The organism is Vibrio sp. R10-SG3-ISO3 (genome assembly GCF_059834225.1).
Window position 1 is genome coordinate 132,153 of the sequence record NZ_JCBDHE010000017.1, and the last position, 23,361, is coordinate 155,513.

The window sequence follows — 23,361 nt, forward strand, 5'->3', positions numbered from 1 at the left end:
AGTCAATGCGTACCAGTCACATGCTGGAACAATTAATGGAGGCCTTGCGCTGTCTACCTGGGGTTGGCCCCAAGTCGGCACAGCGGATGGCCTTTCATTTATTGCAGCGAGATAGAAAAGGCGGCGTGCAACTCGCCGACGCGTTAAGTCAGGCAATGACGGAAATCGGCCATTGCTCCGAATGCCGGACCTTTACCGAAGAAGAGGTTTGCCATATCTGCACCAATCCAAAACGCCAAGAGAATGGACAAATTTGCGTAGTCGAAAGCCCTGCGGATATCGCAGCGGTGGAAGCGACCGGCCAATACTCTGGGCGTTACTTTGTGTTGATGGGGCACTTGTCGCCCCTTGATGGCATTGGGCCGAGTGATATCGGTTTGGATGTGCTGGACTTTCGCCTGCGCCGCGGTGATATTAGCGAGGTGATTCTTGCGACCAACCCAACGGTGGAAGGGGAGGCGACCGCGCATTACATTGCCGAGTTGTGTCATGAGCACCAAGTCACGGCTAGTCGCATTGCCCATGGTGTGCCGGTCGGTGGTGAATTAGAGCTGGTGGATGGCACAACGCTGTCTCATTCACTGCTCGGGCGACATAAGATTTAATGCCCTGCATTTTAAACCCAGAAATAATATCAACATGGCCGCATCTGCGGCCATGTTTTTATCTGTCACCCATGACAGAGCGTGGTGCTTGGTTTGCTTTTGTTACCTCAGACGCCAAGGGTTACGTTAGACGCCAAGTGTTATGTCAGACGCTCAAGCTCGGTGATATTGGTCATCGCTTGCTGGTTGGTCGCCCCGCACACCACAGGACACGGCTTAAAATCTGCGCACACTTTGGGACGCTCTGGTAAGCCAAACAGCTTGCAGAGATTGTCTTCATTGAGTTGAATGCAACGAACACCGGCAGGTTTGCCATTTGGCATCCCCGGAATCGGTGATGAGATACTGGGCGCAATACAGCAAGCCCCGCAACCGAGTCGACAATCCATCCTGATACCCCTGAGTAAAATTGAGGCGCGATAGTAGCAAAAATCATCAAGACGATCAGTACAAGATCTTGAAGTTTTTGCCGCTAGACGGTATAAATCGCCCCTTCTTTAACTAATCCAAGATGAGTCTATGAGCGCACCCTTTTGGCAAACAAAAACGTTAGAGCAGATGACGGAGCAAGAGTGGGAATCTCTGTGCGATGGCTGCGGCAAGTGCTGCCTGCACAAACTCATGGATGAAGATACGGATGAAATCTACTACACCAATGTGGCGTGTAGCTTACTCAACACAAAAACCTGTTCGTGCAGCGATTATGAACATCGTTTTGAGTCTCATGAAGAGTGCACCAAGCTGACTCGTGATGACATCGATGATTTCACCTGGTTACCGCACACCTGTGCCTACCGTTTAATGGCAGAAGGCCAGCCACTGCCCGAATGGCACCCGCTGCGCACTGGCTCTAAGTCGGCTATGCACGCCGCCGGCGAAAGCGTCAGAAATAAAGTGGTCTACGAAATCGATGTGATCAATTGGGAAGACCACATACTCAATCATCCTACGCGTGATTAAGCCAATGATTTGTCGTTGAATTGACAACAAGTCCTCGTCTTTAACCTCTTATCCGCCCTCTTTTGTCTCAATGGACCACGGGTTGCTCGGTGCGTGTTGGCGGAGCTAAATCAAAGCGGATGATGAGCCACTGCACGGGTTTTGGCAGTTGATTCATAATAGAGAAAAGTGGACCGGCCGTTTGACTGGGAAAGGTCGTGGTGACGGGCCAAGCCGAAGCGGGGGCTGGGCGGGTGCTACACTCCGCAACGGAGAAATGTATTGATGGCAATGATTTCATCTCTCTTACCTCACAATCCAAAGTGGAAGACAAGCGGGCAACGTCGCCCGCTTGTGTGCACTGACGCTCTAGAGCACCAGTGAGAGAAGGTTAGGCTTCCTCACTCTCAACGTGGTCTGTGATCATGGCTTCGGTGGTGATCATCAAACCTGCAACTGACGCGGCAAATTGCAAGGCGGAACGGGTCACCTTAGCAGGATCCAAGATACCCATCTCAATCATATTGCCATATTCACCGGTTGCGGCGTTGTAGCCGTAGTCCGCATCGCCCGATTTCACCGCATTGGCGACAACGGACGCCTCATCTCCGGCGTTAATGGCGATTTGACGAAGTGGCTCTTCCATCGCACGTAGAGCGACACGAATACCGACGTTTTGATCGTCGTTATCACCTTTGAGATCGGCGAGCTCTTTGGCAATCTTGGTCAGCGCGACGCCACCACCTGCCACAATACCTTCCTCAACGGCCGCTCGTGTTGCATGCAGCGCATCATCCACACGATCTTTCTTCTCTTTCATCTCCACTTCAGTGGCAGCGCCAATCTTGATCACTGCCACACCGCCAGAGAGCTTCGCAATGCGTTGCTGGAGTTTCTCTTTATCGTATTGAGACGTTGCCGAAGCCATTTGCGCTTCAATACTTGCCACGCGGTCTTGAATTGCATGGTGCTGTTCATCGCTGCCTACAATGGTCGTCGCGTCTTTGGTGATGGTCACTTTCTTAGCCTGACCAAGCTGCTCCAAGGTGGTCTTTTCAAGCTCTAAGCCAATCTCTTCAGAGATAACCGTACCAGAGGTAAGCACCGCAATGTCTTCCATCATCGCTTTGCGGTTGTCGCCAAAGCCTGGCGCCTTGACAGCGGTTGCGCGAACGATACCACGCATGTTGTTGACGACGAGTGTCGCCAATGCTTCACCTTCGATGTCTTCGGCGATAATCAGCAATGAACGAGAGGCCTTAGCGACTGACTCTAGAATCGGCAGCAGTTCACGAATACTGCTCACTTTCTTATCGACCAGCAAGATGTACGGATTGTCGAGCTCGACGGTACCTGTGTCTTGATTGGTGATGAAGTACGGCGAGAGATACCCACGGTCAAATTGCATGCCTTCGACAACTGAGAGTTCGTTGATCAGGCCCTGACCTTCTTCAACGGTGATGACGCCGTTGCGGCCGACTTTTTCCATCGCCTGGGCAATGATCTCACCGATAGCGCGATCGCTATTGGCCGAGATACTACCAACTTGCGTAATCGATTCTTGATCGCTGCAAGGTTTCGCCATATCGCGTAATTTAGCCACAGCGGCTTCCGTCGCTTTGTCGATACCGCGTTTAAGATCCATAGGGTTCATGCCCGAGGCCACCGCTTTTAGCCCTTCATTGATGAACGATTGCGCCAGTACCGTTGCGGTAGTGGTTCCGTCGCCCGCTTCATCGTTCGCTTTGGATGCTACCTGTTTGACCATTTGAGCACCCATGTTTTCGAATTTATCTTTTAGCTCAATGGCTTTGGCGACAGACACCCCATCTTTGGTGATGGTAGGGGCACCGTAAGACTGATCTAAAACAACATTGCGTCCTTTAGGGCCAAGCGTCACTCTGACCGCATTGGCTAAGACATTGACACCAGTGAGCATTTTTTGACGTGATTCGTTTGCAAATAGTACGTCTTTTGCAGCCATGATTTTCTCCTCAAAAAGATGACAGAACGAGATTATTCGACGATAGCCAACACATCTGACTCACTGAGAATCAGATACTCTTTGCCATCAATCTTTTCTGTTTTCACGCCGTATCCATCATTGAAAATGACGTGATCACCGACTTTGACGTCCATTGACGCGCGGTCACCATTATCAAGACGTTTGCCTAAACCCACTGCGATGACTTTCCCGCGCGTGGATTTTTTCACCGATTGAGAAGTTAGTACGATTCCCCCTTCAGATTTGTTTTCCACTTCTTGTCTTTCAACAATCAGCTTGTCATTTAAAGGACGAATATTCATTGGATTTGCCTCCTACTTAGGACAAAAAATAAAAGACACAATATGAGCGATTCCTTCGCGCTCGATGAAAAAATAGGGTCTCTCATGGCAACTTCAAGGGGGAAGTTCGATAAAAGATTTTTATGAAAGTAGCGAGGACAATAAAAAAGCTCACCGAAGTGAGCTTTAAAACTAGGAAGGAGTGGCGCAATGGCTAAGAAACCGGGATGCCCAATCGGGGATGCCTAATCTCTGCAATGCGAAATGATTATGAAGCCACAGCAAGGTCGACAACAAATTGAGATTTTTGTCGTCTCGAATCAAAGGCTTGATCCCTTACCAATTGAGAACCGTTGAGCGCTCAATGTTAGATTAGGGCCAGCAAAATGCCGCCAACGGTTGCCGCCGCGGAAAGATATTGCCCCGCAGAGTAAGAGCCGTCTTCCTCTTCTTTGATCTTATCTGGATGATCCATGCCTAGCGCACCGTGGGCGAAAGACTCTACTTTGTCACCGACGGTTTTTTCCGCTTTGTTGGCTTGGCTCTCTTTCTCAATTTCTTGCAATGCGGCAAGCAGTGCTTTCCCTTCCTCTGAAAGGGTTACCGTGTTTTGCTCAACTTTTAAAGGTGCAGCGCCTTTATCTGCAACCGAGGTGTTGGCTTGAGGCTTAACCTGCTGGGTTGGTGCCAGCTTCGCTGACTCCATTCCTACTGGGGTCATAGTGTTCTCCTTACTTCATCCTCAAATAACGTATCGGCAGTGTGGTGTAAAACTTGTGCAAAATATGCGTTATTTGTATGAAAAGCCATCAAGCACAAATCATGCCTATTTATCGGTCGCGAGTGCAGGCGTTCAGCTAAGGTCGATTAGGGGGCTTCAGTCGGCTGACACTTGTTGCTCCCATGACGGGTCGACATTTTATGAAACGCCGCCATTTGATTTTCCATTTTGACGAAGCGCACAGGTGGGGCTAAGACGTGCAATGGGTAATCCGTGTTGAGAGGCTGAGGCTCGCTGGCGGCATCGATGATAGATGCGATATCAGACATAGGTGTAATAACCACGACAGAGAGGTTGGGGTTGCGCGCCAAAATAGACGCTTTGGTTCCTAGCCCTTGTTCGGTATGAAACTTCCCTGCGACATGAATGACTTGGTGGCCTGGGTGGTCATTGAGGTATTGGACGATGCTTTCCGCCATGGTTTCATCCCACGTCATTTGAGCAGCGTACTGTTTTTCGGTTTGGGCGGGCTCGCCATGATGCATTGAGGCCATAAATTTGCGTTTGTATGCGGAGTCCTCGGTGTTGATCTTAGCGGCCACGAGGCGGCGCTCATCGTCGGATAGGCGATCAAGGTAGCGTAAACCGACACGACCCACACAACGTACCGTTGATTTAGGTGCGTTGGCGGCAATGACAGGCCAGTTAAACGTTTTTGCTAGCTCGACTAATGGTCGATAGTCACTTTCATAGTTAGGCCAAGCGTTACCCGATGTGATCAGTGTTTGCTCTCCAATCTCACCGTTAAGGTAGGCGTTGAGATGGGGTTGGGCGTCTCTTGAAAACTGCTCCATCGACAAGGCGGTGTCTCGGCCTTGGCTCGCTATTGCCTTAATAAAATCGGCTTGAAAGCGATGGATAGCGGAATGAGTATGCCATTCACCAATCAAAATAACTTCTGCCTGAGTGAAGGTTTCAGGTAGTGCATTGAGTGACAGGGCTTTTCCCGATGGGTCGTATAGTTGATAGTCATAAAAACTAACGATAGGGGTAGCAGCGCTTGGATCAGAGGTCACTGAGTTTGAACGAGTGGATGGAGAGAGTGACGCTGCGCTGTATGAACAGGCGGTCAGAGTCATACAAGCACTAAAACAAACAAAACGGGTCAATATAAAACGGATCAGCATAAACCGTGGCCTCCTAATGGTCTGCTCGCATACTAAAGGAGGCTCGGGACATTTACAATGCAAATGAGAATTGTTATCTAGTTTGTGCCGGGTAACGCCTGCTTACGATAGATGCGAATCATAAAATCTGCCTCACATTCAAACATAGTGGAGTTTTTCAGTTCGTCACGCAAAGAATCGCTGGCTTTCCAAGCAAATGGGGTCATTTGCAATAGGTCGAACGCATCACCATCGGCGAGGGGGAGGAGGTAGCTGAGCTTTTCTTCCCGCTCAAGGTCGAAGCCTTCAATCGATTCGGCTTCTTCGCTGTGCAGTCGTACATCGTCATAAATTCGCTCTCGCAACTGGTAAAGATGACGTCCTGCTGGCGTGACTGTGATGACCACGCCATTGTCTCGCACGCAGCGTTGCAACTCTTGCGCTTTGCACGGCGCGTAGATGCGTAACACGCCATCGAGTGAGTGGTCGGCAAAGGGTAGGCGGTGGATTGAAGCAACACTGAAAAGGCAGTTTTGGTAACGTTTCGCGGCATAGCGGATGGCGATTTTGGAAATGTCCAAACCGTATGTGTTTGCTGCTGCGTGTTGTTCGATTAACCGATGTGCTACTTGGGTCGTGTAGTAGCCTTCGCCGCAGCCGATATCAAGCAACTGGTGATCACTACCGACTAAGGCTTCGGCGCATAAGTCGGCAATGCGTTGTCGCAGGGGTTGGTAGTAGGTTTTTTCCAAAAATCGGCGCCGAGCTTGCATCATCTCTTTATTGTCGCCAGGATCTTTTGAACGTTTGTGATGCACAGGCATCAGGTTGACGTAGCCCTCTTTTGCTACGTCGAATGAGTGACGGTTTTCACACGAGTAGCGCTGTTTTTCTTGCGATAAAGGCAGATGACATAAAGGACAGGAGTAAGACATATCGAGCTCTGGGCGATTTCGGGGGCTGTATCTTATCAGCTTAGACGAGCGAATCCCAGAAATAGGGTAGAGCGCCGCTCTACCCTCAACGATGTCACGTAAAGGCGCTATTTATTCGCGCTGGAGAGTACGGTGACCAGTTGGTGAGTCTCACCTGGCTCAAGACGTTTACCGGTGTCTAGAGAGGTCGCATGCAGGGTCGACTCGACACACAAAAAGTGCTGATAGCCGCTGTCTTGCATGTCGGCCATCGCCGCCGCGCCTTGCTGCCAAGGGTTCCAAAGGACAGCGGAATTGTGGCCTTGGTTCTCAACGGTAAGTGTGCGATGAAAGACTGGGTCTTCCACATTGATTTGGGGCTCAGGCTTGGTATAGACGCGATCGATGGTGTCGGTCAACTGTAACACGTCACCGCCTTGGCATACTTTCCCGTCTTGAAGGCTATCGATGTACGCTGCGCCCATACCTGTTGTCTGGACTTGGGTAATATCACCTACGTTGAGGTAGGTATGCAGCGCACCGGAGAAGGTCCATGCTTGATCATCAATATTGATAACCTTGAGGGTGACGCTCAGTGTTTCGCCAATCTCAATCAAAAGTCGGGCCTCAAACATATATGGCCAGATGTCGTGGGTCTCTTCACTTGAGAAAAGGGCCAGCTCAACGATGACACCGTTTTCATTTTCTCGATGCTCGACCAATTCCCATTCGCTCGTACGAGCAAAGCCGTGTGCTGGGGCCGCAATGCGTCCAAACCATGGCCAGCAGACCGGGATGCCACCGCGCAGAGCGGCCTTACCATCAAAGACCGCTTGCTCACTCATCCAAATGAGATCTTCTTGGCCTTGAGGTTTGAATGAAATGACATGACCACCATGCAGGGCAATACCGGCGCTGGCTTTGTCATGGATGATACGAATCACCTTTACTTGGTCGACTTCGACAATCGTGACACTGTCAGACAAGACAGTCAGGGCAGGGAGCGTTAATAAGTCCATGTAAGTTTCCTGTGCCATAGAGAGCAGGCGTGTCGCCATTAATGAGCTCTCAAATTTCAGATACAAAAAAGGCGACTCAAGAGCCGCCTTTTATAAAATTCTGCGCTAAACGCTTATCTCAAAGTGATGATTACTTAGAGATGTGAGCGATTAGGTCTAGAACTTTGTTTGAGTAACCGATTTCGTTGTCGTACCAAGATACAACTTTAACGAATTTGTCAGTTAGCGCGATACCTGCTTTAGCATCGAATACTGAAGTGCAAACTTCGCCGATGAAGTCTTGAGAAACTACTTGGTCTTCAGTGTAGCCTAGAACGCCTTTTAGTTCGCCTTCAGACGCTTCTTTCATCGCTTTACAGATGTCTTCGTAAGAAGCACCGTTTACTAGGTTAACAGTTAGGTCAACAACAGAAACGTTAGCTGTTGGTACGCGGAAAGCCATACCAGTTAGTTTGCCGTTTACTTCTGGAAGTACAACGCCTACAGCTTTAGCAGCACCAGTTGATGATGGGATGATGTTTTGAGAAGCACCACGGCCACCGCGCCAGTCTTTAGCAGAAGGACCGTCAACAGTTTTTTGAGTTGCAGTTGTTGCGTGAACTGTAGTCATAAGACCAGATTCGATACCGAACTTGTCGTTAAGAACTTTAGCGATAGGTGCTAGACAGTTAGTCGTACAAGAAGCGTTAGAAACGATGTCTTGACCAGCGTAAGTGTCGAAGTTTACGCCGTTAACGAACATTGGAGTTGCGTCTTTAGAAGGACCAGTTAGTACAACTTTCTTCGCGCCAGCAGTGATGTGCTTACGTGCAGTCTCGTCAGTTAGGAAAAGACCTGTTGCTTCAGCAACAACGTCAACACCGATTTCGTCCCATTTTAGGTCTTCTGGGTTGCGCTCTGCAGTTACACGTACAGTTTTGCCGTTAACGATTAGGTTACCGCCTTCAACTTCAACAGTACCGTTGAAACGGCCGTGAGTTGAGTCGTACTTCAGCATGTATGCCATGTAATCTACATCGATAAGGTCGTTAATACCTACAACTTCGATGTCGTTGCGCTCTTGCGCTGCACGGAATACGAAACGACCGATACGGCCAAAACCGTTAATACCTACTTTGATAGTCATTATAGTTGCTCCACAACTTAATTTCTGATTAAAGATAACTGGTAGTAAAATTACAAAACCCAGTCAAAATCTGCAACCGATAATCGGACTTAACTTGTTTAATGTCAAAAAAAAGTGTCGCTTTTTTTCACAATTAAACGCGAGTGGTTGTTTTTTGAACGGATAGTGGAGTTTATACCTAACCAGTTGATGTAAAATGCGTTGAAGACTTGAACTGCTGCTTAAAGTTTAGCCATTCTGTTATGGTTTCAAAGTATGTGCTACAAAGGTTAAACTGCGCAAGTTTTTCAACAAAAAAGTCACAAATAAAAATGAGAATGTGGAGAATAAGTCAGTGAAACAACATAGCGAAAAAGTCACCAAGCCTGATGAATACTGGCGTGAGAAGCTATCGGATGAAGAGTATCGAGTATGCAGACAGCAGGGCACTGAGGCACCATTCTCCGGTAAATTGCTGCACAATAAAGAGACGGGAATCTACGCGTGTACCTGTTGTGACGCTCCGCTGTTTCGTTCAGATAACAAATACGATTCCGGTTGTGGCTGGCCAAGTTTCGATGCGCCGATCAATGACGATGCGATTCGTTACTTAGAGGATCTGAGCCACGGAATGGTGCGGACAGAGATTCGCTGTGCACGTTGTGATAGCCATTTAGGTCATGTATTTGAAGATGGACCACAAACCACCGGTGAGCGTTTCTGTGTTAACTCGGTGTCGTTAGTTTTCAACAATTGATGGCAAGGCAGCGTTAAACGCTGTGTGTGTTGTTACTCACTTTCAAATTGAACCCATTCAATTCAAAGTGAGTAACCACTAAAAACCTAAGGCTAATCAAGCCCTTCGAGTTGTTGGCGCTGAAATTTCCCGGCCCGAATCGCATCTTCAATATCGTCTGCAAACGCATCCAACTGACGATATTTGTCCTTATCAAAACCGTACAGCAATTGCAGCTCCTTCTCGGAAGCGATCGGCACATCAAAGGCTTTCGCTACCATCGCCCAAACGTACGCTTGTTCGCGTTGATGGGTTTGATAGTGAATACTGGCAAGTGATTTCAATATTTCAACGTTGACAGGCGAGCGCTTGGTCAGCTCCAACGCGTGCTTAAGCAATGCGATGGTTTTTTCTTGGTCACGACCCGTATAAAACGTGGCTAATGCATATTGCATTTCTGCGCTTTCAAGCTGAGGTGACCCTTCCATTTGAAGAAAGGCGCGGCGGGCAGAATCACTCCCAGTGCGACTCCAGAGAAAGTAGAGGGCTTGTGGGCTGGTGGATTCAGAGAGCTTTTTCACTAGCGCTTCGAGATCCTTACCTGAGTTGACCAGTGCTTCAAAACGCCGCTGTTTCAGGTTGGATTGATCAATGGGTTGGATCTGAGAGGCTAGCTCTAGACACTTTTTATACTCTGACAGCAAATTGTATTCTTTGATGAGATTTTGGTCTGTTGGGTCCTTAAAGACTTCAAAGCGGTGCCAAATGAGATCGGTACGAGGAACGCGACATTGGCCATCATCCATATTCAGGCGTTCGCAACGAAGTTCCGGTGTGTCTTTACACAGTTGGTCGGTATTTTTTCGAACTTCAAAGCAGCCCGTGAGTGTGGCCGCTAGCCCTATCAATACCAGTGTGATAAGTCGATTCATACGAAGTTTGCTTGTGATCCGTTACACTTATTCTTAGCCGTTATCTTGACGCCTTCATTGAGGCGGTTAATGTCAGGGCCTTAACAAAAAACAACAGAAACCAAAGGATACGTCATGGACGCAGAGCAGTTGATTAATTCAATTACACCAGAAGCTTACGAGCGTCTCCTCTATGCAGTTGAGACGGGTAAGTGGCCTGAGGGTACACCACTTTCGCAGCAGCAGCGAGATTCTTGCATGCAAGCTGTGATGTTGTATCAGTCTAAGCATAATGTAGAAGCGCAACATATGACAGTTGCGCAGGGTGGTGAGATCAGTTTTAAGTCAAAATCTGAGCTAAAAAAACAGTTTCAAGCAGAACAAGACGACATTTTGCGAGTGAACCCGAATAAATCTTAGTCTCTGATTTTATTCGTTATCCGCAGCATTTTTTAAATTTCTTCCCGCTTTGACATGGGCAAGGATCGTTGCGACCAACCTTGGCCTGATTCGCTTGTGGGAATTCTCCATCGATGTAGTACCACAAGCTATTTTCACGGACAAATCGAGATCGCTCTTCAAGGCATAAGGTCTGTGTTGAGCGACCTTGCTCGGCAGAGAAATACGCCTTGAAGGTGACGAAACCCTCATCATGATGCTCGCCAGGCGCGGTGGATACCACTTCAAGGCCGCACCAGTCGCTCGCGATTGAATCTGCGATGGCATCGCGTTCTTTCTCCGCTTCGCACGAAGGGTGATAGGTGGCGACAACAAAATCAACCAGACCTTTGACATGGGCGCTGTAGCGAGCGCGCATGAGTTGCTCTGGTGTATGGGCATTCTGATGATGTTGATGAATCGGCAGGCAGCAAGACTCATAAGTCTGCTGACTTTCACAAGGACATAAAGACATCCAATCTCCGCTTTTTACTTATATCAGGGACAATCAGGGTTAATTAGACAGTAAATCTGCCGTCCATTGTACCGATTCATCGTAGCATTCACTAACGACTTCTTTCTCAAGGCCGAGCTGTTGACAGAGTTCAGCGGCTTCGTCCCATTGTGCGTGTTCATAGGCGATGACAAGCTTGAGCAACACCCCAAGCGTCCCTTCACCATCAGTGAGTGCATGCTTGACGGCTTCATCAATGGGGATTTCCGCCACGATTTGTTCTAACGGTCTGTCGAGTAAACTGTCGAGCAGCGAAAACATACCCGTAAGAAACGCTTGGCCAGAGGCGAGCTTCTCCTCGAGCTTCGCCGCGACTAATTCGCAGTAGCGTGCGCGCTGAATGGACAACCCGTAAAGGTACTCGGGTTTGGAGTCTTGGGAGGAGGCGAGCGCCACCAAGGAGACAAATTTACGCAATCTATCTTCACCCAGGTAAATCAGCGCTTGTTTAAATGACTGAATCTTGGTGCTGACAATCGAAGACGAGTTGACGTGCGTGAGCAATTTATACGAGAGCGAGACGTCTTTACTCACCAAGGTTTCAATCCGCTGATAATCGATGTCGGATTTTGCAATCTCACTGAGCAGTTGCACTATGGTCATGAAGGAAGGTTCGATCGATTTGCGCTGCAAGATCTCGGGTTTACTAAAAAAGTAACCTTGGAAATAGTCAAAACCGGCTTCAAGCGCGTGACTAAACTCCTCATACGTCTCGACTTTCTCGGCTAAAAACTGGATTTTGCTGCCTTGTAACTTGCGAATGAACAGTCGCGCTTTTTCAATCGGGACGACACGGATATCAAATTTGATGATCGAGACATACGGCAAAAAGGCTTTCCATTCAGGGGAAGGCACAAAATCATCCAGCGCAATTTTATAGCCGAGTTTATATATCTCTTTGACCGCCTCGAGTAGCTCGGGCGTCGGCAGGCAGTCTTCCAAAATTTCAACCACTAGGCTCGCCGACGGAAATAGAGTCGGCACGCGATTGATCAAGCTTTGATAAGGGAAATTCACAAAGCCAACTTTGTCACCCAATGTCGAGTAGTGGGTGGACATAAAATGATCAGACAGCAAACGACTCGTTGCCAGCTCAGGGTCGATTTCTGGAAACGTGTTTTTAGGGCCATCACGAAACAGCAGCTCATAGCCAATAGTATGTTTGTGCCGATCTAAGATAGGTTGGCGTGCAATGTATGAGGTTTTCAAAGTAGCAGTCTAATTTCAACGTGTTACCGAACATTGAAATTAAGTATAGGCACAATTTATTGAAAAATCTGGTACTTATTTGTCAATTTGTTGATAGGAATGCACGATTTTGTAGGTCGTATCCTGTTTTATCAACCACTAAGACCGATCCTTGTGTGTACCAATCCCCTAATACGACGCGATGCAGGGTTTTTCCGTTACTGATAAAACGGTGAATATTCGGGCGATGAGTGTGGCCATGAATCATGAGCTCAACATGGTGTTTATTCATCACGCTCTCCACTTCTTGCTGATTGACATCCATGATCTCAAGGGATTTGGTCTGCTTATCTGCACTGATGTCTGTTTGTACCTTGGCGACGATCTTCTGCTTGATGAACATCGGGATACGATTGAACACCCATTGTAGCCAAGGCTGATGAACTTTTTTTCGGTACTCAAGATAGCTGACATCGTCAGTGCACAGCGTATCACCGTGCAGAATCACGGTGGGCTGACCATACAAATCAATGACGGTCTCATCCCCGAGTAAGGTGACTCCGGTTTGCTTTGCAAAGCGCTTACCGACCAAAAAATCACGATTCCCCTGAGTAAAATAGCAAGGCACACCAGAGCGTGTTAAGCGGCGAAACTCGTCACGAATAGTTTGCGCGAATTCAGACTTATCGTCATCTCCCACCCAAAATTCGAACAAATCACCCAAGACATATAAAGCTTCGGCTTGGCTGGCTTCTTCGCGCATAAAGCGAATAAAACACGCGGTGATCTCGTGCGTTGAAGGGGAGAGATGCAGATCGGAAATAAACAGAGTGGTCATAAAGCAATCAGAGTTCAGGCGAGCCCAGTGGGCTGAAAGGGTAGGGCAAAACAATTACAGGTTTAGGGTAAAGGCGCCCAATATAGGAAAAAAAGAGCTGCAATAGGCAGCTCCTCTCTGGATAGATTACTCTTCGATCGTTGTGCCAGTGATCACAACATCTTCAAGCGGTACATCTTGGTGCATGCCGTAAGAGCCCGTGCTGACACCTTTGATCTGGTTAACAACGTCCATGCCTTCAACGACTTCAGCGAAGACACAGTAACCCCAACCGTCCAGACTTTCACTGCGGAAGTCTAGGAAGGTGTTGTTGTTTACGTTGATGAAGAACTGAGAGCTTGCAGAGTGCGGCTCCATGGTACGTGCCATTGCTAGTGTACCCACTTTGTTGCTTAGGCCGTTGTTTGCTTCATTTTTGATAGGTGCACGAGTAGCCTTTTCGCGAAGACCAGACTCCATGCCACCGCCTTGAATCATGAAACCGTCGATAACGCGGTGAAATAGCGTGTTATCGTAGAAACCGTCGCGGCAGTATTGAAGGAAGTTTGCGCTGGTTTCCGGTGCTTTCTCTTCGTTTAGCTGAATTTTGATGTCACCAAAATTAGTGTGAAGGGTGATCATGATTATGTCCTTTCGGTCGATTTTCTATGTGAAGGCAAGATTCTAACGTAAGTTTTACGACTTTCCTACGTCCAAAGTCAGTCGTGTTGTTCACGTACTGGCCCTTTGTCACAAGGATAGTCGGTTTTTCGCCGAGTTAGGGATGACTTCGCCAAGCAGGACTTGATATACTGCTCCACTATTTTGTTTCACTCATTTATTAGATAGAGATCATGTTAAAGATATATAACACACTCACAAGACAGAAAGAGGAATTCAAACCCATCACCGCTGGCAAAGTCGGCATGTATGTCTGTGGCGTCACCATCTACGATCTCTGTCATATTGGTCATGGCCGTACGTTTGTGTCTTTTGATGTGGTCTCACGTTACCTACGCTACCTAGGCTACGATCTCACGTTCGTGCGCAACATTACTGACATTGATGACAAAATCATCAAACGTGCAAATGAAAACGGTGAGAGCTGTGATGCGCTGACAGAACGTCTTATCGGTGAGATGTACGCTGACTTTGATGCTTTGAATATGAAGCGCCCAGATGTTGAACCTCGCGCGACTCAATTTATCCCTGAAATCATCGCCTTGGTTGAAAAACTGATCGAGCGTGGTTTTGCCTATGTGGCCGATAATGGCGACGTGATGTTTGAAGTGGGCAAATTTGACGAATACGGTAAGTTGTCAAAACAGGATTTGGATCAGCTGCAAGCTGGTGCGCGCGTTGATGTGGAAAGCGCAAAACGCAGCCCGCTTGATTTCGTGTTGTGGAAAATGTCGAAGCCGGGTGAGCCAACGTGGGAGTCACCATGGGGCCCGGGCCGTCCTGGCTGGCACATTGAGTGTTCGGCAATGAACTCGTCGATCTTGGGCAATCACTTTGACATTCACGGTGGTGGTTCCGATCTGCAGTTCCCACACCATGAAAATGAAATCGCACAATCTTGCTGCGCACACGGGACACAATACGTGAACACCTGGATGCACAGTGGCATGGTCATGGTCGACAAAGAAAAAATGTCCAAGTCGCTGGGTAACTTCTTTACTATCCGTGATGTGTTGGGTCATTACGATGCAGAAACCGTGCGTTACTTCTTAATGTCGGGTCACTACCGCAGTCAGTTGAACTATAGCGAAGAGAACCTTAACCAAGCGCGTGCGTCGCTTGAGCGTTTGTACACAGCGCTACGTGGCTTGGATCTGTCGGCCTCCGCATCGGGCGGGCAGCAGTACATCACTCGCTTTACCGAAGCGATGAACGACGATTTCAATACGCCGGAAGCCTATTCAGTGCTCTTTGATATGGCGCGTGACATCAATCGCTTGAAGAACGAAGACATCAATGCCGCGAACGGTTTAGGTGTCCTGATGCGCGAATTGGCAGACATCATCGGCATTCTTGGTCAAGATCCCGAAGCTTTCCTAAAAGGCGACGCGGGCAATGACGACGAAGTGGCCGAGATTGAAGCGCTTATCAAACTGCGTAACGACAGTCGCGCCGCTAAAGATTGGGCAAACGCGGACATGGCGCGAGACAAACTGACCGATATGGGTATCGTTTTGGAAGATGGCCCAGAAGGGACCACCTGGCGTCGTAAATAATTTTAACTTAAGGGCTGACTTTTCAGCCCTTTTTGTCATTTTAATCGGCCGCATTGAGTATGCTCATGTTGCCACTTTTGCTACAGGTAACCTTTCGTGGCTCAGATGTACTTCTACTACTCTGCGATGAATGCAGGGAAATCCACCACACTACTTCAATCGTCTTTTAACTATCAAGAGCGTGGTATGACGCCGGTGATTTTTACCGCAGCGTTAGATGACCGTTACGGCATCGGTAAAGTTAGCTCTCGTATCGGCTTGCAATCTGACGCGCAGCTGTTTCGCGCTGAGACGGATCTCTTTGCAGAGATCAAAGCGCTGAACGAACAACAAAAGCGTCACTGTATCTTGGTCGATGAATGTCAGTTTCTCACTAAAGAGCAAGTTTACCAGTTGACCGAAGTGGTGGATAAACTGCATATTCCTGTGCTCTGTTATGGTCTAAGAACCGATTTTCTTGGTGAGCTATTTGAAGGAAGTAAGTATTTACTCTCTTGGGCAGATAAGCTGATTGAACTGAAAACGATTTGTCACTGTGGAAGAAAAGCCAACATGGTGATTCGCACCGATGAAGAGGGCAACGCCATCGCTCACGGTGATCAGGTGGCCATCGGGGGCAACGACAAATACGTGTCGGTGTGTCGTGAGCACTACAAAGAAGCGCTGGGTAAATAAAGTTTTTCAGTGATTCACGAACAAAAAAGCGGAGCCTAGCTCCGCTTTTTTGTTGCTGTCTGATAATCAAAGATTAACGAGCACGGAAGACGATGCGACCTTTTGATAGATCGTATGGAGTCATCTCTACAGTTACTTTGTCACCAGTAAGAATACGGATGTAGTTCTTACGCATTTTACCAGAGATGTGAGCAGTCACGACGTGGCCGTTTTCTAGTTCAACACGGAACATTGTGTTTGGTAGAGTATCAAGGACCGTGCCTTGCATCTCAATTACGTCTTCTTTAGCCATTTAATCCTCTTTTAAAAAAATGGGCGATTTTCAGCGGCGAGAAAGGCCGATAAAAATGAATTAAGTAAAGTTGGGGCGTATTCTACCCTTGCCAACGCTGATTTACTAGCCTTTGATGACGCGCAAATCGGACTTTATAGTTCATAGCCGGGCATTCATCGATTTGATAGCCAAGATAGAGCCACTGTTTTCCAGCGTTCTGACAATAGGTGATTTGCAGCAAGACCGCTAAGGTGCCTAAGGATAAATCGATGTCTGGGTCGAAGAAGGTATAAAACGCACTGGCACTATTGGAGAGAATATCGGTGACCGCGACCGCAATTAAACGCTCGCCATCATAGAGGTGTAAATATTGGGTGTTGAGCCAGTTGCAACGTGAAAATTGAGCAAACTCGTTTTTCTTCGGCGGATACATACTGCCTTGGTGGTGACGAGCGATGATGTAGCGTGAGTAGAGATCAAACCAATCCTCATCTAAGGACTCTTTGAGTTGCCAAGTCAGATGGCGTGATTTGGCCAAGAGACGCTTTTGACTCTTGCTTGGTACGAAGTCGGGCAGCGATACTCGCAGCGCCTGACAAGATTGGCAATGGTCACAGTGCGGTTTGTAGATGGTGTCGCCGCTACGGCGAAACCCATTGGCCAGCAGCACCTCGTAACTAGAAGCGCTGTGCATTTTAGGGTCGAGTGCAACGGCCACGCGCTCTTGCCTCTCCTTGAGGTAACTGCATGGGTGACTGTCGGTTAATCCAATTCGAATCTGCTGTAAATCAGAGCTCATTCACGTTCTCTATTCATCGGCTAAGGTTTGCTGAGCAAAACAGCCTAGTTTGACGCTTTGTGCTTTTAATAATAGCAGTTGTTGCATAAAGTCCTCTCTTTCTATCTCCTCTGCGCCCAATGAGTCAAGGTGCGGATTCATCACCTGGCAGTCAATGAGCTGACCATCATGACGGGCAAAGTGGCGACAAAAATACCAAAGCGCCACTTTGGAGGCGTTGGGTTTGAGGCTAAACATCGACTCACCACAAAACAGTTGGCCAACGCTGACGCCATAGAGACCGCCAATCAAGGTCTCGTCTTGCCACACTTCGACCGAATGGACGCGCCCTTTCTTGGCCAACCTCTTATACGTGTCACGCATCTCTTCGTTCAACCATGTCTCATCGGCAGGGCGAACACTGGCGCAATAGTCGATCACTTGTGCGGTCGCCTTGTTTATACTCACAGAGTAACGCTGTTTTTTTTGAAACTTCTTGAGACTTTTTGCCGGGGCAAAGGTCTTAGGATAAAAGACCGCCCTCGGTGCTGGGCTCCACCACAAGATGGGTTCACCTGGCCCAAACCAGGGGAAGATGCCGTGCTGATAAGCCAGTTCAACGCGCTCTGGTGAGAGATCGCCGCCAAAGGCGAGTAGGCCGTTGGGCTCTTCTAACGCCTCAAATGGAGATGGAAAGCTCAGCGTTTGTGGGTCTAACTCAGTCAAATATATCGTCATAATCGAAGAGGACGTGAGATGAAAAAGTGGACTTGGATCTTATTGATTTTTCCTCTGTTTGCCAATGCTGCTTATCAGAGAAATGTTGCCAGACCTGTGAACGAAGTGGTGTTTGGCGCAGTGGATACCGTGCGCTACATCAGTCAAGAAGAAACCGTTCAGTCGCACGCGAATGGCTGGGAAACCTTGTTAGGTGCCGTCATTGGTGGTGTGGTTGGCAATCAGTTTGGTGATGGTACCGGGAGAGAGGTGGCAACGGCGGTAGGCGCCGTCGCGGGAGCCAGTGTGGCAAGGCATCGTGCCAATCAAATCTATAAAGTGGAGTACAAATTGGTTGAGCTGTTGATTGAAACCGACAGCGGCCACTTGGTGGATGTGATTCAAGATGTGGACCCCAACATGCTATTTAGTCGCGGAGATAAAGTCAGGATTTTGTATTTTGACAACGGCGTTCGGGTGGATAAGACCTATTGATGGAGTCGCACAGGCACTCAATCGTATTTGTACGTGACTTAGCTCTGGTTTTAACCGGGGATTTTAGTTAGTCTGCCAGTACGAAGAATTTTTCATTGCCCTCAATAGGAATGAGGGTGATAAAGGAACAACTCACTGAATGGAAAGCCTTACGTTACAACCGATCAATAAAGTCAATGGTGAGGTCAACTTACCTGGTTCAAAAAGTGTCTCAAATCGTGCGCTGCTGCTTGCTGCGCTAGCAAAAGGGACAACACGCCTGACAAACTTACTCCATAGCGACGATATTCGCCATATGCTCAATGCACTGACGCAACTTGGCGTCAGCTACACCTTATCGGACGATAAAACCGTCTGTGAGGTGGAAGGTCTCGGTCACGCATTTCATAGCGAGGGCGCACTTGAGCTCTTTTTGGGCAATGCCGGCACGGCGATGCGCCCATTGGCTGCGGCGCTCTGTCTTGGCACTGGCGATTATGTGCTGACTGGCGAGCCGCGCATGAAAGAGCGCCCGATTGGTCACCTAGTGGATGCGCTACGTCAAGCTGGTGCGGAGATCACCTATCTGGAAAACCCTAACTATCCACCGCTGAAAATTCAAGGCACGGGGCTTTCTGGTGGTACCGTTGAAATTGACGGCTCCATCTCGAGTCAGTTTTTGACCGCATTCCTTATGGCAGCACCGCTGGCGAAAGGGGATGTGGCGATCAAAATCATTGGTGAGTTAGTCTCAAAGCCTTACATCGATATCACTCTGCACATCATGAAGCAGTTTGGTGTTGAAGTAGAGAACCGCGACTACCAAGAATTTGTGATCCAGAGTGGCCAATCTTATCTCGCCCCGGGTGATTTTCTGGTTGAAGGTGATGCCTCTTCCGCGTCTTACTTCTTGGCTGCCGCCGCGATTAAAGGCGGAGAGATCAAAGTCACCGGCATTGGCAAAAACAGTATCCAGGGCGATATTCAATTTGCTGATGCTCTTGAAAAAATGGGCGCTCAGATTGAGTGGGGGGATGACTACGTCATATCACGCGTGGGCGAGCTTAAAGCGGTAGATATGGATTTCAACCATATTCCCGATGCGGCGATGACCATCGCCACCACCGCGCTGTTTGCAAAAGGGACAACCGCGATACGCAATGTTTATAACTGGCGCGTGAAAGAGACAGATCGCCTATCGGCGATGGCAACGGAGCTGCGTAAAGTCGGTGCAGAGGTGGAAGAGGGTGAGGATTACCTTATCGTGACGCCGCCAGCAACGCTGACACACGCTGCGATCGATACCTACGATGATCACCGTATGGCCATGTGCTTTTCGTTGGTTGCACTGAGCGATACGCCAGTGACGATTAATGATCCCAAGTGCACCTCTAAAACCTTCCCAGACTACTTCGAAAAATTGGCGGCGCTGAGCTGCTAACGAGGGTGAATGGATTAAAGCCAAGGCAAAAGTCCTTGGCTTTTTTTGGGGCGAGAGAGGGGCTATCGCTCGGTTATTTTGCGAGTGTAAACTCTTTAGACAGGTGATGAGCGAGGTATTTAAACATGTTGAATACGGCGGTCGTCTCTTGGGTAGGTAGGCCATTGTCATCAAGAAAGTAGTCACCTTTGAATACCAATACGTCCTCTTTTTCTTCTACGCTAGTCGCTCGCATCCCTTCGATATAGTCATCATGTTCTTGGATGATGTGATTGGCGATCATCAATAATTCCGCTTCTGAGATGGTCTTTTTATCGCTCATGGGGTTACCTCTTTGATATTGATAGCCGAATTCTAAGCATCTTTTCCATAATTTCAATGCGTGTTTACGTTGGATAAAGAGGACAGTGCGGCTACGCTTTTGTGAGCAAATGCAAAAATCGTTTCGATTTCTAAAGCGCATCGCTGAGTCTATCTATAGTATGTGCGCCCTTCTTTATTACCCATAGTGGGAGAGTCGTCGAATTGTCGAGCAGTCAATTGACTTTTTTAAAAAAGGTATTGATCTTCTTGCAATCTCGCTCAATAGTAAAAAAAGAAGCAAAATTTTAAGTATATCGTGCGCTAAAAGCGCTGCCGAAATAGGACACTTGAGTTGATTATGGGTAAGTCACTGGTTATTGTGGAGTCGCCAGCCAAAGCGAAGACCATCAATAAGTATTTAGGTAAAGACTTCATTGTGAAGTCGAGTGTTGGTCACGTCCGTGACCTACCAACTGCGGGTCAAAGCACAGGCCAGAAGGCGGCGGCGATCTCGACAAAAGGTTTGAGCGCTGAAGAAAAAGCCAAAATCAAGAAAGAGAAAGACAGGAAAGCACTGATCAAAAAGATGGGCATCGACCCATACCACGGTTGGGAAGCAAACTACCAAATCCTACCCGGCAAAGAGAAAGTGGTTGCAGAGCTGCAAAAGCTTGCTAAAGACGCGGACGCCGTCTATCTCGCCACCGATTTGGACCGCGAAGGAGAAGCCATCGCTTGGCACCTTCGTGAGATCATCGGCGGCGATGAAGAGCGATACAAACGCGTTGTATTTAACGAAATTACCAAGAACGCGATTCAACAAGCATTCCAAAAACCGGGTGAGTTGAGCATGGACGGCGTCAATGCACAGCAAGCGCGCCGTTTTATGGATCGCGTTGTGGGCTTTATGGTGTCACCACTGCTGTGGAAAAAGGTGGCTCGAGGCTTATCTGCTGGTCGCGTGCAGTCGGTAGCGGTGAAACTGCTGGTTGAGCGTGAGCGTGAAATCAAAGCATTTGTTCCTGAAGAGTTCTGGGACATTCATGCCAACACCAAAACGGCGGACAAGACGGATTTTCGTCTTCAAGTCGCGCAAGAAAATGGCACGGCATTTAAGCCCGTCAATGAAGCGCAAACTCAAGTGGCGCTGGATGTGCTCAAAAACGCCACGTTTGAAGTGTGCAAGCGCGAAGATCGCCCGACATCCAGTAAGCCTTCCGCACCTTTCATTACTTCAACGTTGCAGCAAGCGGCGAGTACACGTCTTGGCTATGGCGTAAAGAAAACCATGATGCTGGCTCAAAGGTTGTATGAAGCCGGTTACATCACCTATATGCGTACCGACTCGACCAATTTGAGTGCAGAAGCGGTCGACAGTGTGCGTGGCTTTATTGGCAGTGAATACGGTGATGCCTATTTACCCGCCAAACCGAATGTTTACGGCAGCAAAGAAGGGGCGCAAGAGGCGCACGAAGCGATTCGTCCTTCTGATGTCGCGGTGAAAGCCGAGGATTTACAAGGCATGGAAGCGGATGCGCACAAACTCTATGCTTTGATTTGGAATCAGTTTGTCGCATGTCAGATGACCCCTGCTAAGTACGATTCCACCACCGTTAGCGTTAAAGCGGCACAATACACGCTGAAAGCGAAAGGTCGTATTCTTAAATTTGACGGTTGGACACGCGTTCAGCGCCCGATGGGTAAGAACGAAGACCAAATTCTACCGCCAGTGCAAGTGGGCGATCACGTTGACCTAGTGAGCTTAGATCCTAAGCAGCACTTCACCAAGCCGCCTGCTCGTTTCACCGAAGCGGCACTGGTTAAAGAGCTTGAAAAGCGCGGCATTGGCCGTCCGTCGACGTACGCATCTATCATCTCTACCATTCAAGACCGTGGCTATGTGAAAGTGGATCAGCGCCGTTTCTATGCCGAGAAGATGGGTGAGATCGTCACCGATCGTCTTGATGGTAGCTTTGATGAGCTGATGAACTACGAGTTCACGTCTAAGATGGAAGAGAAGCTCGACCAAATCGCTGAGGGTTCCGCCAACTGGAAATCGGTCCTCGATAGCTTCTTCAAAGATTTCACTCAAGATCTTGAACAAGCTGAGCAAGATGAAGAAGAAGGCGGTATGAAGCCTAATCATATCGTTTACACCGACATCGAATGCCCGACCTGTTCACGTCCAATGGGAATTCGCACCGCATCGACAGGGGTTTTCTTAGGGTGTTCGGGCTATGCGCTGCCACCGAAAGAGCGTTGTAAAACCACCATTAACCTCGGTGACGAAGAGGGCATCATCAATGTCCTTGAAGAAGACGTTGAAACCGCGGCATTGCGAGCGAAGAAACGTTGTCCTATCTGTGAAACCGCGATGGACGCGTATTTGATTGACGACAAGCGCAAACTGCACGTGTGTGGTAACAACCCGAACTGTGAAGGTTATGTGGTTGAAAAGGGCGAGTTTAAAGTCAAAGGGTACGATGGCCCTGTCGTTGAGTGTGACAAATGTGGCAGTGACATGGTGCTGAAAAACGGTCGATTTGGTAAATACATGGACTGCACCAGTGAGACCTGTAAGAACACGCGTAAGATTCTGAAAAATGGTGAGGTAGCGCCGCCTAAAGAAGATCCTGTACATCTTCCTGAGCTACCTTGTGAGAACTCAGAGGCTTACTTTGTGCTCAGAGACGGTGCGTCTGGTCTCTTCCTCGCAGCGAGTACGTTCCCGAAATCTCGTGAAACTCGCGCACCTCTAGTTGAAGAGTTGGTGAGGTTTAAAGACCGCTTGTCACCTAAGTTCCTCTACCTGACCGAAGCGCCGCAAAAGGATCCGGACGGATTGCCTATGGTGGTTCGTTTTAGCCGTAAGACTAAAGAGAACTACGTGCGTTCAGAAGTTGAAGGTAAGCCAACGGGTTACACCGCTTTGTATATCGACGGAAAATGGGAAGTGTCGGACAAGCGTAAAAAATCCGCCAAGTAACACGACGATGTCTTTACGATAAGCACGTCTTCAGCAGACCCCAAAGGCAGCCAATCTAGGCTGCCTTTTTAGTTTTAGAACTAACAATAATAAGTATGGTGAATGGGATGGCGATCC

Annotated in this window: 26 protein-coding genes; 9 read left to right on the top strand and 17 right to left on the bottom strand. The window is 48.4% G+C overall.

Going from position 1 to position 23,361, the window contains the following annotated elements; all coding sequences use genetic code 11:
• The first annotated feature begins 5 nt into the window (after positions 1-5).
• Positions 6-605, top strand: coding sequence for a recombination mediator RecR (gene recR / locus AC6R1A_RS04715; RefSeq protein ID WP_334551065.1), 600 nt, complete (start codon positions 6-8; stop codon positions 603-605).
• A gap of 140 nt (positions 606-745) precedes the next feature.
• On the opposite strand, the gene AC6R1A_RS04720 is transcribed toward recR, so the two are convergent.
• Complete coding sequence (locus AC6R1A_RS04720; protein ID WP_500625797.1) at positions 746-994, bottom strand: YkgJ family cysteine cluster protein; 249 nt, start codon at positions 992-994, stop codon at positions 746-748.
• Between the two features lie 130 nt (positions 995-1,124).
• Between AC6R1A_RS04720 and AC6R1A_RS04725 the strand changes: the two genes are divergently transcribed.
• Positions 1,125-1,565 carry a YcgN family cysteine cluster protein gene (locus AC6R1A_RS04725; protein WP_334551061.1) on the top strand — a complete coding sequence of 147 codons (441 nt, stop codon included), beginning with the start codon at positions 1,125-1,127 and terminating at the stop codon, positions 1,563-1,565.
• A gap of 370 nt (positions 1,566-1,935) precedes the next feature.
• Here the strand turns inward: AC6R1A_RS04725 and groL are convergent, their stop codons facing one another.
• From groL to gap, 7 genes are all read right to left on the bottom strand, one after another.
• Positions 1,936-3,528, bottom strand: a complete 1,593-nt coding sequence (gene groL, locus AC6R1A_RS04730; protein WP_500634163.1) for a chaperonin GroEL — start codon at positions 3,526-3,528, stop codon at positions 1,936-1,938.
• A gap of 32 nt (positions 3,529-3,560) precedes the next feature.
• On the bottom strand, positions 3,561-3,851 hold the full coding sequence (locus AC6R1A_RS04735) for a co-chaperone GroES (RefSeq protein WP_334551057.1): 291 nt from the start codon (positions 3,849-3,851) through the stop codon (positions 3,561-3,563).
• Positions 3,852-4,197: 346 nt separating this feature from the next.
• Entirely contained in the window at positions 4,198-4,551 is a 354-nt protein-coding gene (locus tag AC6R1A_RS04740; RefSeq protein WP_500629099.1) for a hypothetical protein, read from the bottom strand.
• Positions 4,552-4,697: 146 nt separating this feature from the next.
• Positions 4,698-5,690 carry a ChaN family lipoprotein gene (locus tag AC6R1A_RS04745; protein WP_500634162.1) on the bottom strand — a complete coding sequence of 331 codons (993 nt, stop codon included), beginning with the start codon at positions 5,688-5,690 and terminating at the stop codon, positions 4,698-4,700.
• Positions 5,691-5,815: 125 nt separating this feature from the next.
• Entirely contained in the window at positions 5,816-6,652 is an 837-nt protein-coding gene (gene rlmA / locus AC6R1A_RS04750; protein WP_500634161.1) for a 23S rRNA (guanine(745)-N(1))-methyltransferase, read from the bottom strand.
• 107 nt (positions 6,653-6,759) lie between these two features.
• Positions 6,760-7,650 (bottom strand): D-hexose-6-phosphate mutarotase, encoded by an 891-nt coding sequence (locus AC6R1A_RS04755; protein ID WP_500634172.1) that lies wholly within the window; start codon positions 7,648-7,650, stop codon positions 6,760-6,762.
• A 130-nt stretch (positions 7,651-7,780) separates the two neighbouring features.
• Complete coding sequence (gene gap, locus AC6R1A_RS04760; protein ID WP_334551052.1) at positions 7,781-8,776, bottom strand: type I glyceraldehyde-3-phosphate dehydrogenase; 996 nt, start codon at positions 8,774-8,776, stop codon at positions 7,781-7,783.
• 334 nt (positions 8,777-9,110) lie between these two features.
• On the opposite strand from gap, the gene msrB reads away from it, so the two are divergent.
• Positions 9,111-9,512: a peptide-methionine (R)-S-oxide reductase MsrB gene (msrB, locus tag AC6R1A_RS04765; protein ID WP_334551050.1), complete on the top strand. Its 402-nt coding sequence runs from the start codon at positions 9,111-9,113 to the stop codon at positions 9,510-9,512.
• A gap of 92 nt (positions 9,513-9,604) precedes the next feature.
• On the opposite strand, the gene AC6R1A_RS04770 is transcribed toward msrB, so the two are convergent.
• A complete protein-coding gene (locus AC6R1A_RS04770) occupies positions 9,605-10,423 on the bottom strand; it encodes a DUF2989 domain-containing protein (protein ID WP_500634160.1) in 819 nt (272 codons plus the stop codon).
• 114 nt (positions 10,424-10,537) lie between these two features.
• Here AC6R1A_RS04770 and AC6R1A_RS04775 point away from each other — a divergent pair, with 114 nt between their 5' ends.
• Positions 10,538-10,822: a YeaC family protein gene (locus AC6R1A_RS04775; protein ID WP_334551047.1), complete on the top strand. Its 285-nt coding sequence runs from the start codon at positions 10,538-10,540 to the stop codon at positions 10,820-10,822.
• A gap of 16 nt (positions 10,823-10,838) precedes the next feature.
• Here AC6R1A_RS04775 and AC6R1A_RS04780 read toward each other — a convergent pair whose 3' ends face one another.
• The 4 genes from AC6R1A_RS04780 to AC6R1A_RS04795 form a co-directional block, all read right to left on the bottom strand.
• A complete protein-coding gene (locus tag AC6R1A_RS04780; protein ID WP_500634159.1) occupies positions 10,839-11,315 on the bottom strand; it encodes a YchJ family metal-binding protein in 477 nt (158 codons plus the stop codon).
• A gap of 39 nt (positions 11,316-11,354) precedes the next feature.
• A complete protein-coding gene (locus tag AC6R1A_RS04785; RefSeq protein WP_500631905.1) occupies positions 11,355-12,563 on the bottom strand; it encodes an EAL and HDOD domain-containing protein in 1,209 nt (402 codons plus the stop codon).
• An 82-nt stretch (positions 12,564-12,645) separates the two neighbouring features.
• On the bottom strand, positions 12,646-13,380 hold the full coding sequence (gene lpxH / locus AC6R1A_RS04790; RefSeq protein WP_487903239.1) for a UDP-2,3-diacylglucosamine diphosphatase: 735 nt from the start codon (positions 13,378-13,380) through the stop codon (positions 12,646-12,648).
• Between the two features lie 126 nt (positions 13,381-13,506).
• On the bottom strand, positions 13,507-14,001 hold the full coding sequence (locus AC6R1A_RS04795) for a peptidylprolyl isomerase (protein ID WP_334551042.1): 495 nt from the start codon (positions 13,999-14,001) through the stop codon (positions 13,507-13,509).
• Positions 14,002-14,213: 212 nt separating this feature from the next.
• Between AC6R1A_RS04795 and cysS the strand changes: the two genes are divergently transcribed.
• A complete protein-coding gene (cysS, locus tag AC6R1A_RS04800; protein WP_500634158.1) occupies positions 14,214-15,596 on the top strand; it encodes a cysteine--tRNA ligase in 1,383 nt (460 codons plus the stop codon).
• A gap of 96 nt (positions 15,597-15,692) precedes the next feature.
• The gene (locus AC6R1A_RS04805; protein ID WP_500625810.1) at positions 15,693-16,271 is read left to right on the top strand and encodes a thymidine kinase; all 579 of its coding nucleotides are present in this window, start codon (positions 15,693-15,695) and stop codon (positions 16,269-16,271) included.
• A 73-nt stretch (positions 16,272-16,344) separates the two neighbouring features.
• Here the strand turns inward: AC6R1A_RS04805 and infA are convergent, their stop codons facing one another.
• From infA to aat, 3 genes are all read right to left on the bottom strand, one after another.
• On the bottom strand, positions 16,345-16,563 hold the full coding sequence (infA, locus tag AC6R1A_RS04810) for a translation initiation factor IF-1 (RefSeq protein ID WP_001040192.1): 219 nt from the start codon (positions 16,561-16,563) through the stop codon (positions 16,345-16,347).
• Between the two features lie 82 nt (positions 16,564-16,645).
• Entirely contained in the window at positions 16,646-17,344 is a 699-nt protein-coding gene (locus tag AC6R1A_RS04815) for an arginyltransferase (protein ID WP_500634157.1), read from the bottom strand.
• A gap of 9 nt (positions 17,345-17,353) precedes the next feature.
• Positions 17,354-18,061 carry a leucyl/phenylalanyl-tRNA--protein transferase gene (aat, locus tag AC6R1A_RS04820; protein WP_500629091.1) on the bottom strand — a complete coding sequence of 236 codons (708 nt, stop codon included), beginning with the start codon at positions 18,059-18,061 and terminating at the stop codon, positions 17,354-17,356.
• 18 nt (positions 18,062-18,079) lie between these two features.
• Between aat and AC6R1A_RS04825 the strand changes: the two genes are divergently transcribed.
• Both AC6R1A_RS04825 and aroA read left to right on the top strand, forming a co-directional pair.
• The gene (locus AC6R1A_RS04825) at positions 18,080-18,535 is read left to right on the top strand and encodes an outer membrane lipoprotein (protein WP_487903235.1); all 456 of its coding nucleotides are present in this window, start codon (positions 18,080-18,082) and stop codon (positions 18,533-18,535) included.
• A 139-nt stretch (positions 18,536-18,674) separates the two neighbouring features.
• Entirely contained in the window at positions 18,675-19,955 is a 1,281-nt protein-coding gene (gene aroA / locus AC6R1A_RS04830; protein WP_500634156.1) for a 3-phosphoshikimate 1-carboxyvinyltransferase, read from the top strand.
• A 73-nt stretch (positions 19,956-20,028) separates the two neighbouring features.
• On the opposite strand, the gene AC6R1A_RS04835 is transcribed toward aroA, so the two are convergent.
• Complete coding sequence (locus AC6R1A_RS04835) at positions 20,029-20,277, bottom strand: YciN family protein (protein ID WP_334551034.1); 249 nt, start codon at positions 20,275-20,277, stop codon at positions 20,029-20,031.
• A gap of 339 nt (positions 20,278-20,616) precedes the next feature.
• Here AC6R1A_RS04835 and topA point away from each other — a divergent pair, with 339 nt between their 5' ends.
• Complete coding sequence (gene topA, locus AC6R1A_RS04840) at positions 20,617-23,244, top strand: type I DNA topoisomerase (RefSeq protein ID WP_500631907.1); 2,628 nt, start codon at positions 20,617-20,619, stop codon at positions 23,242-23,244.
• The last annotated feature ends 117 nt before the right edge of the window (positions 23,245-23,361 follow it).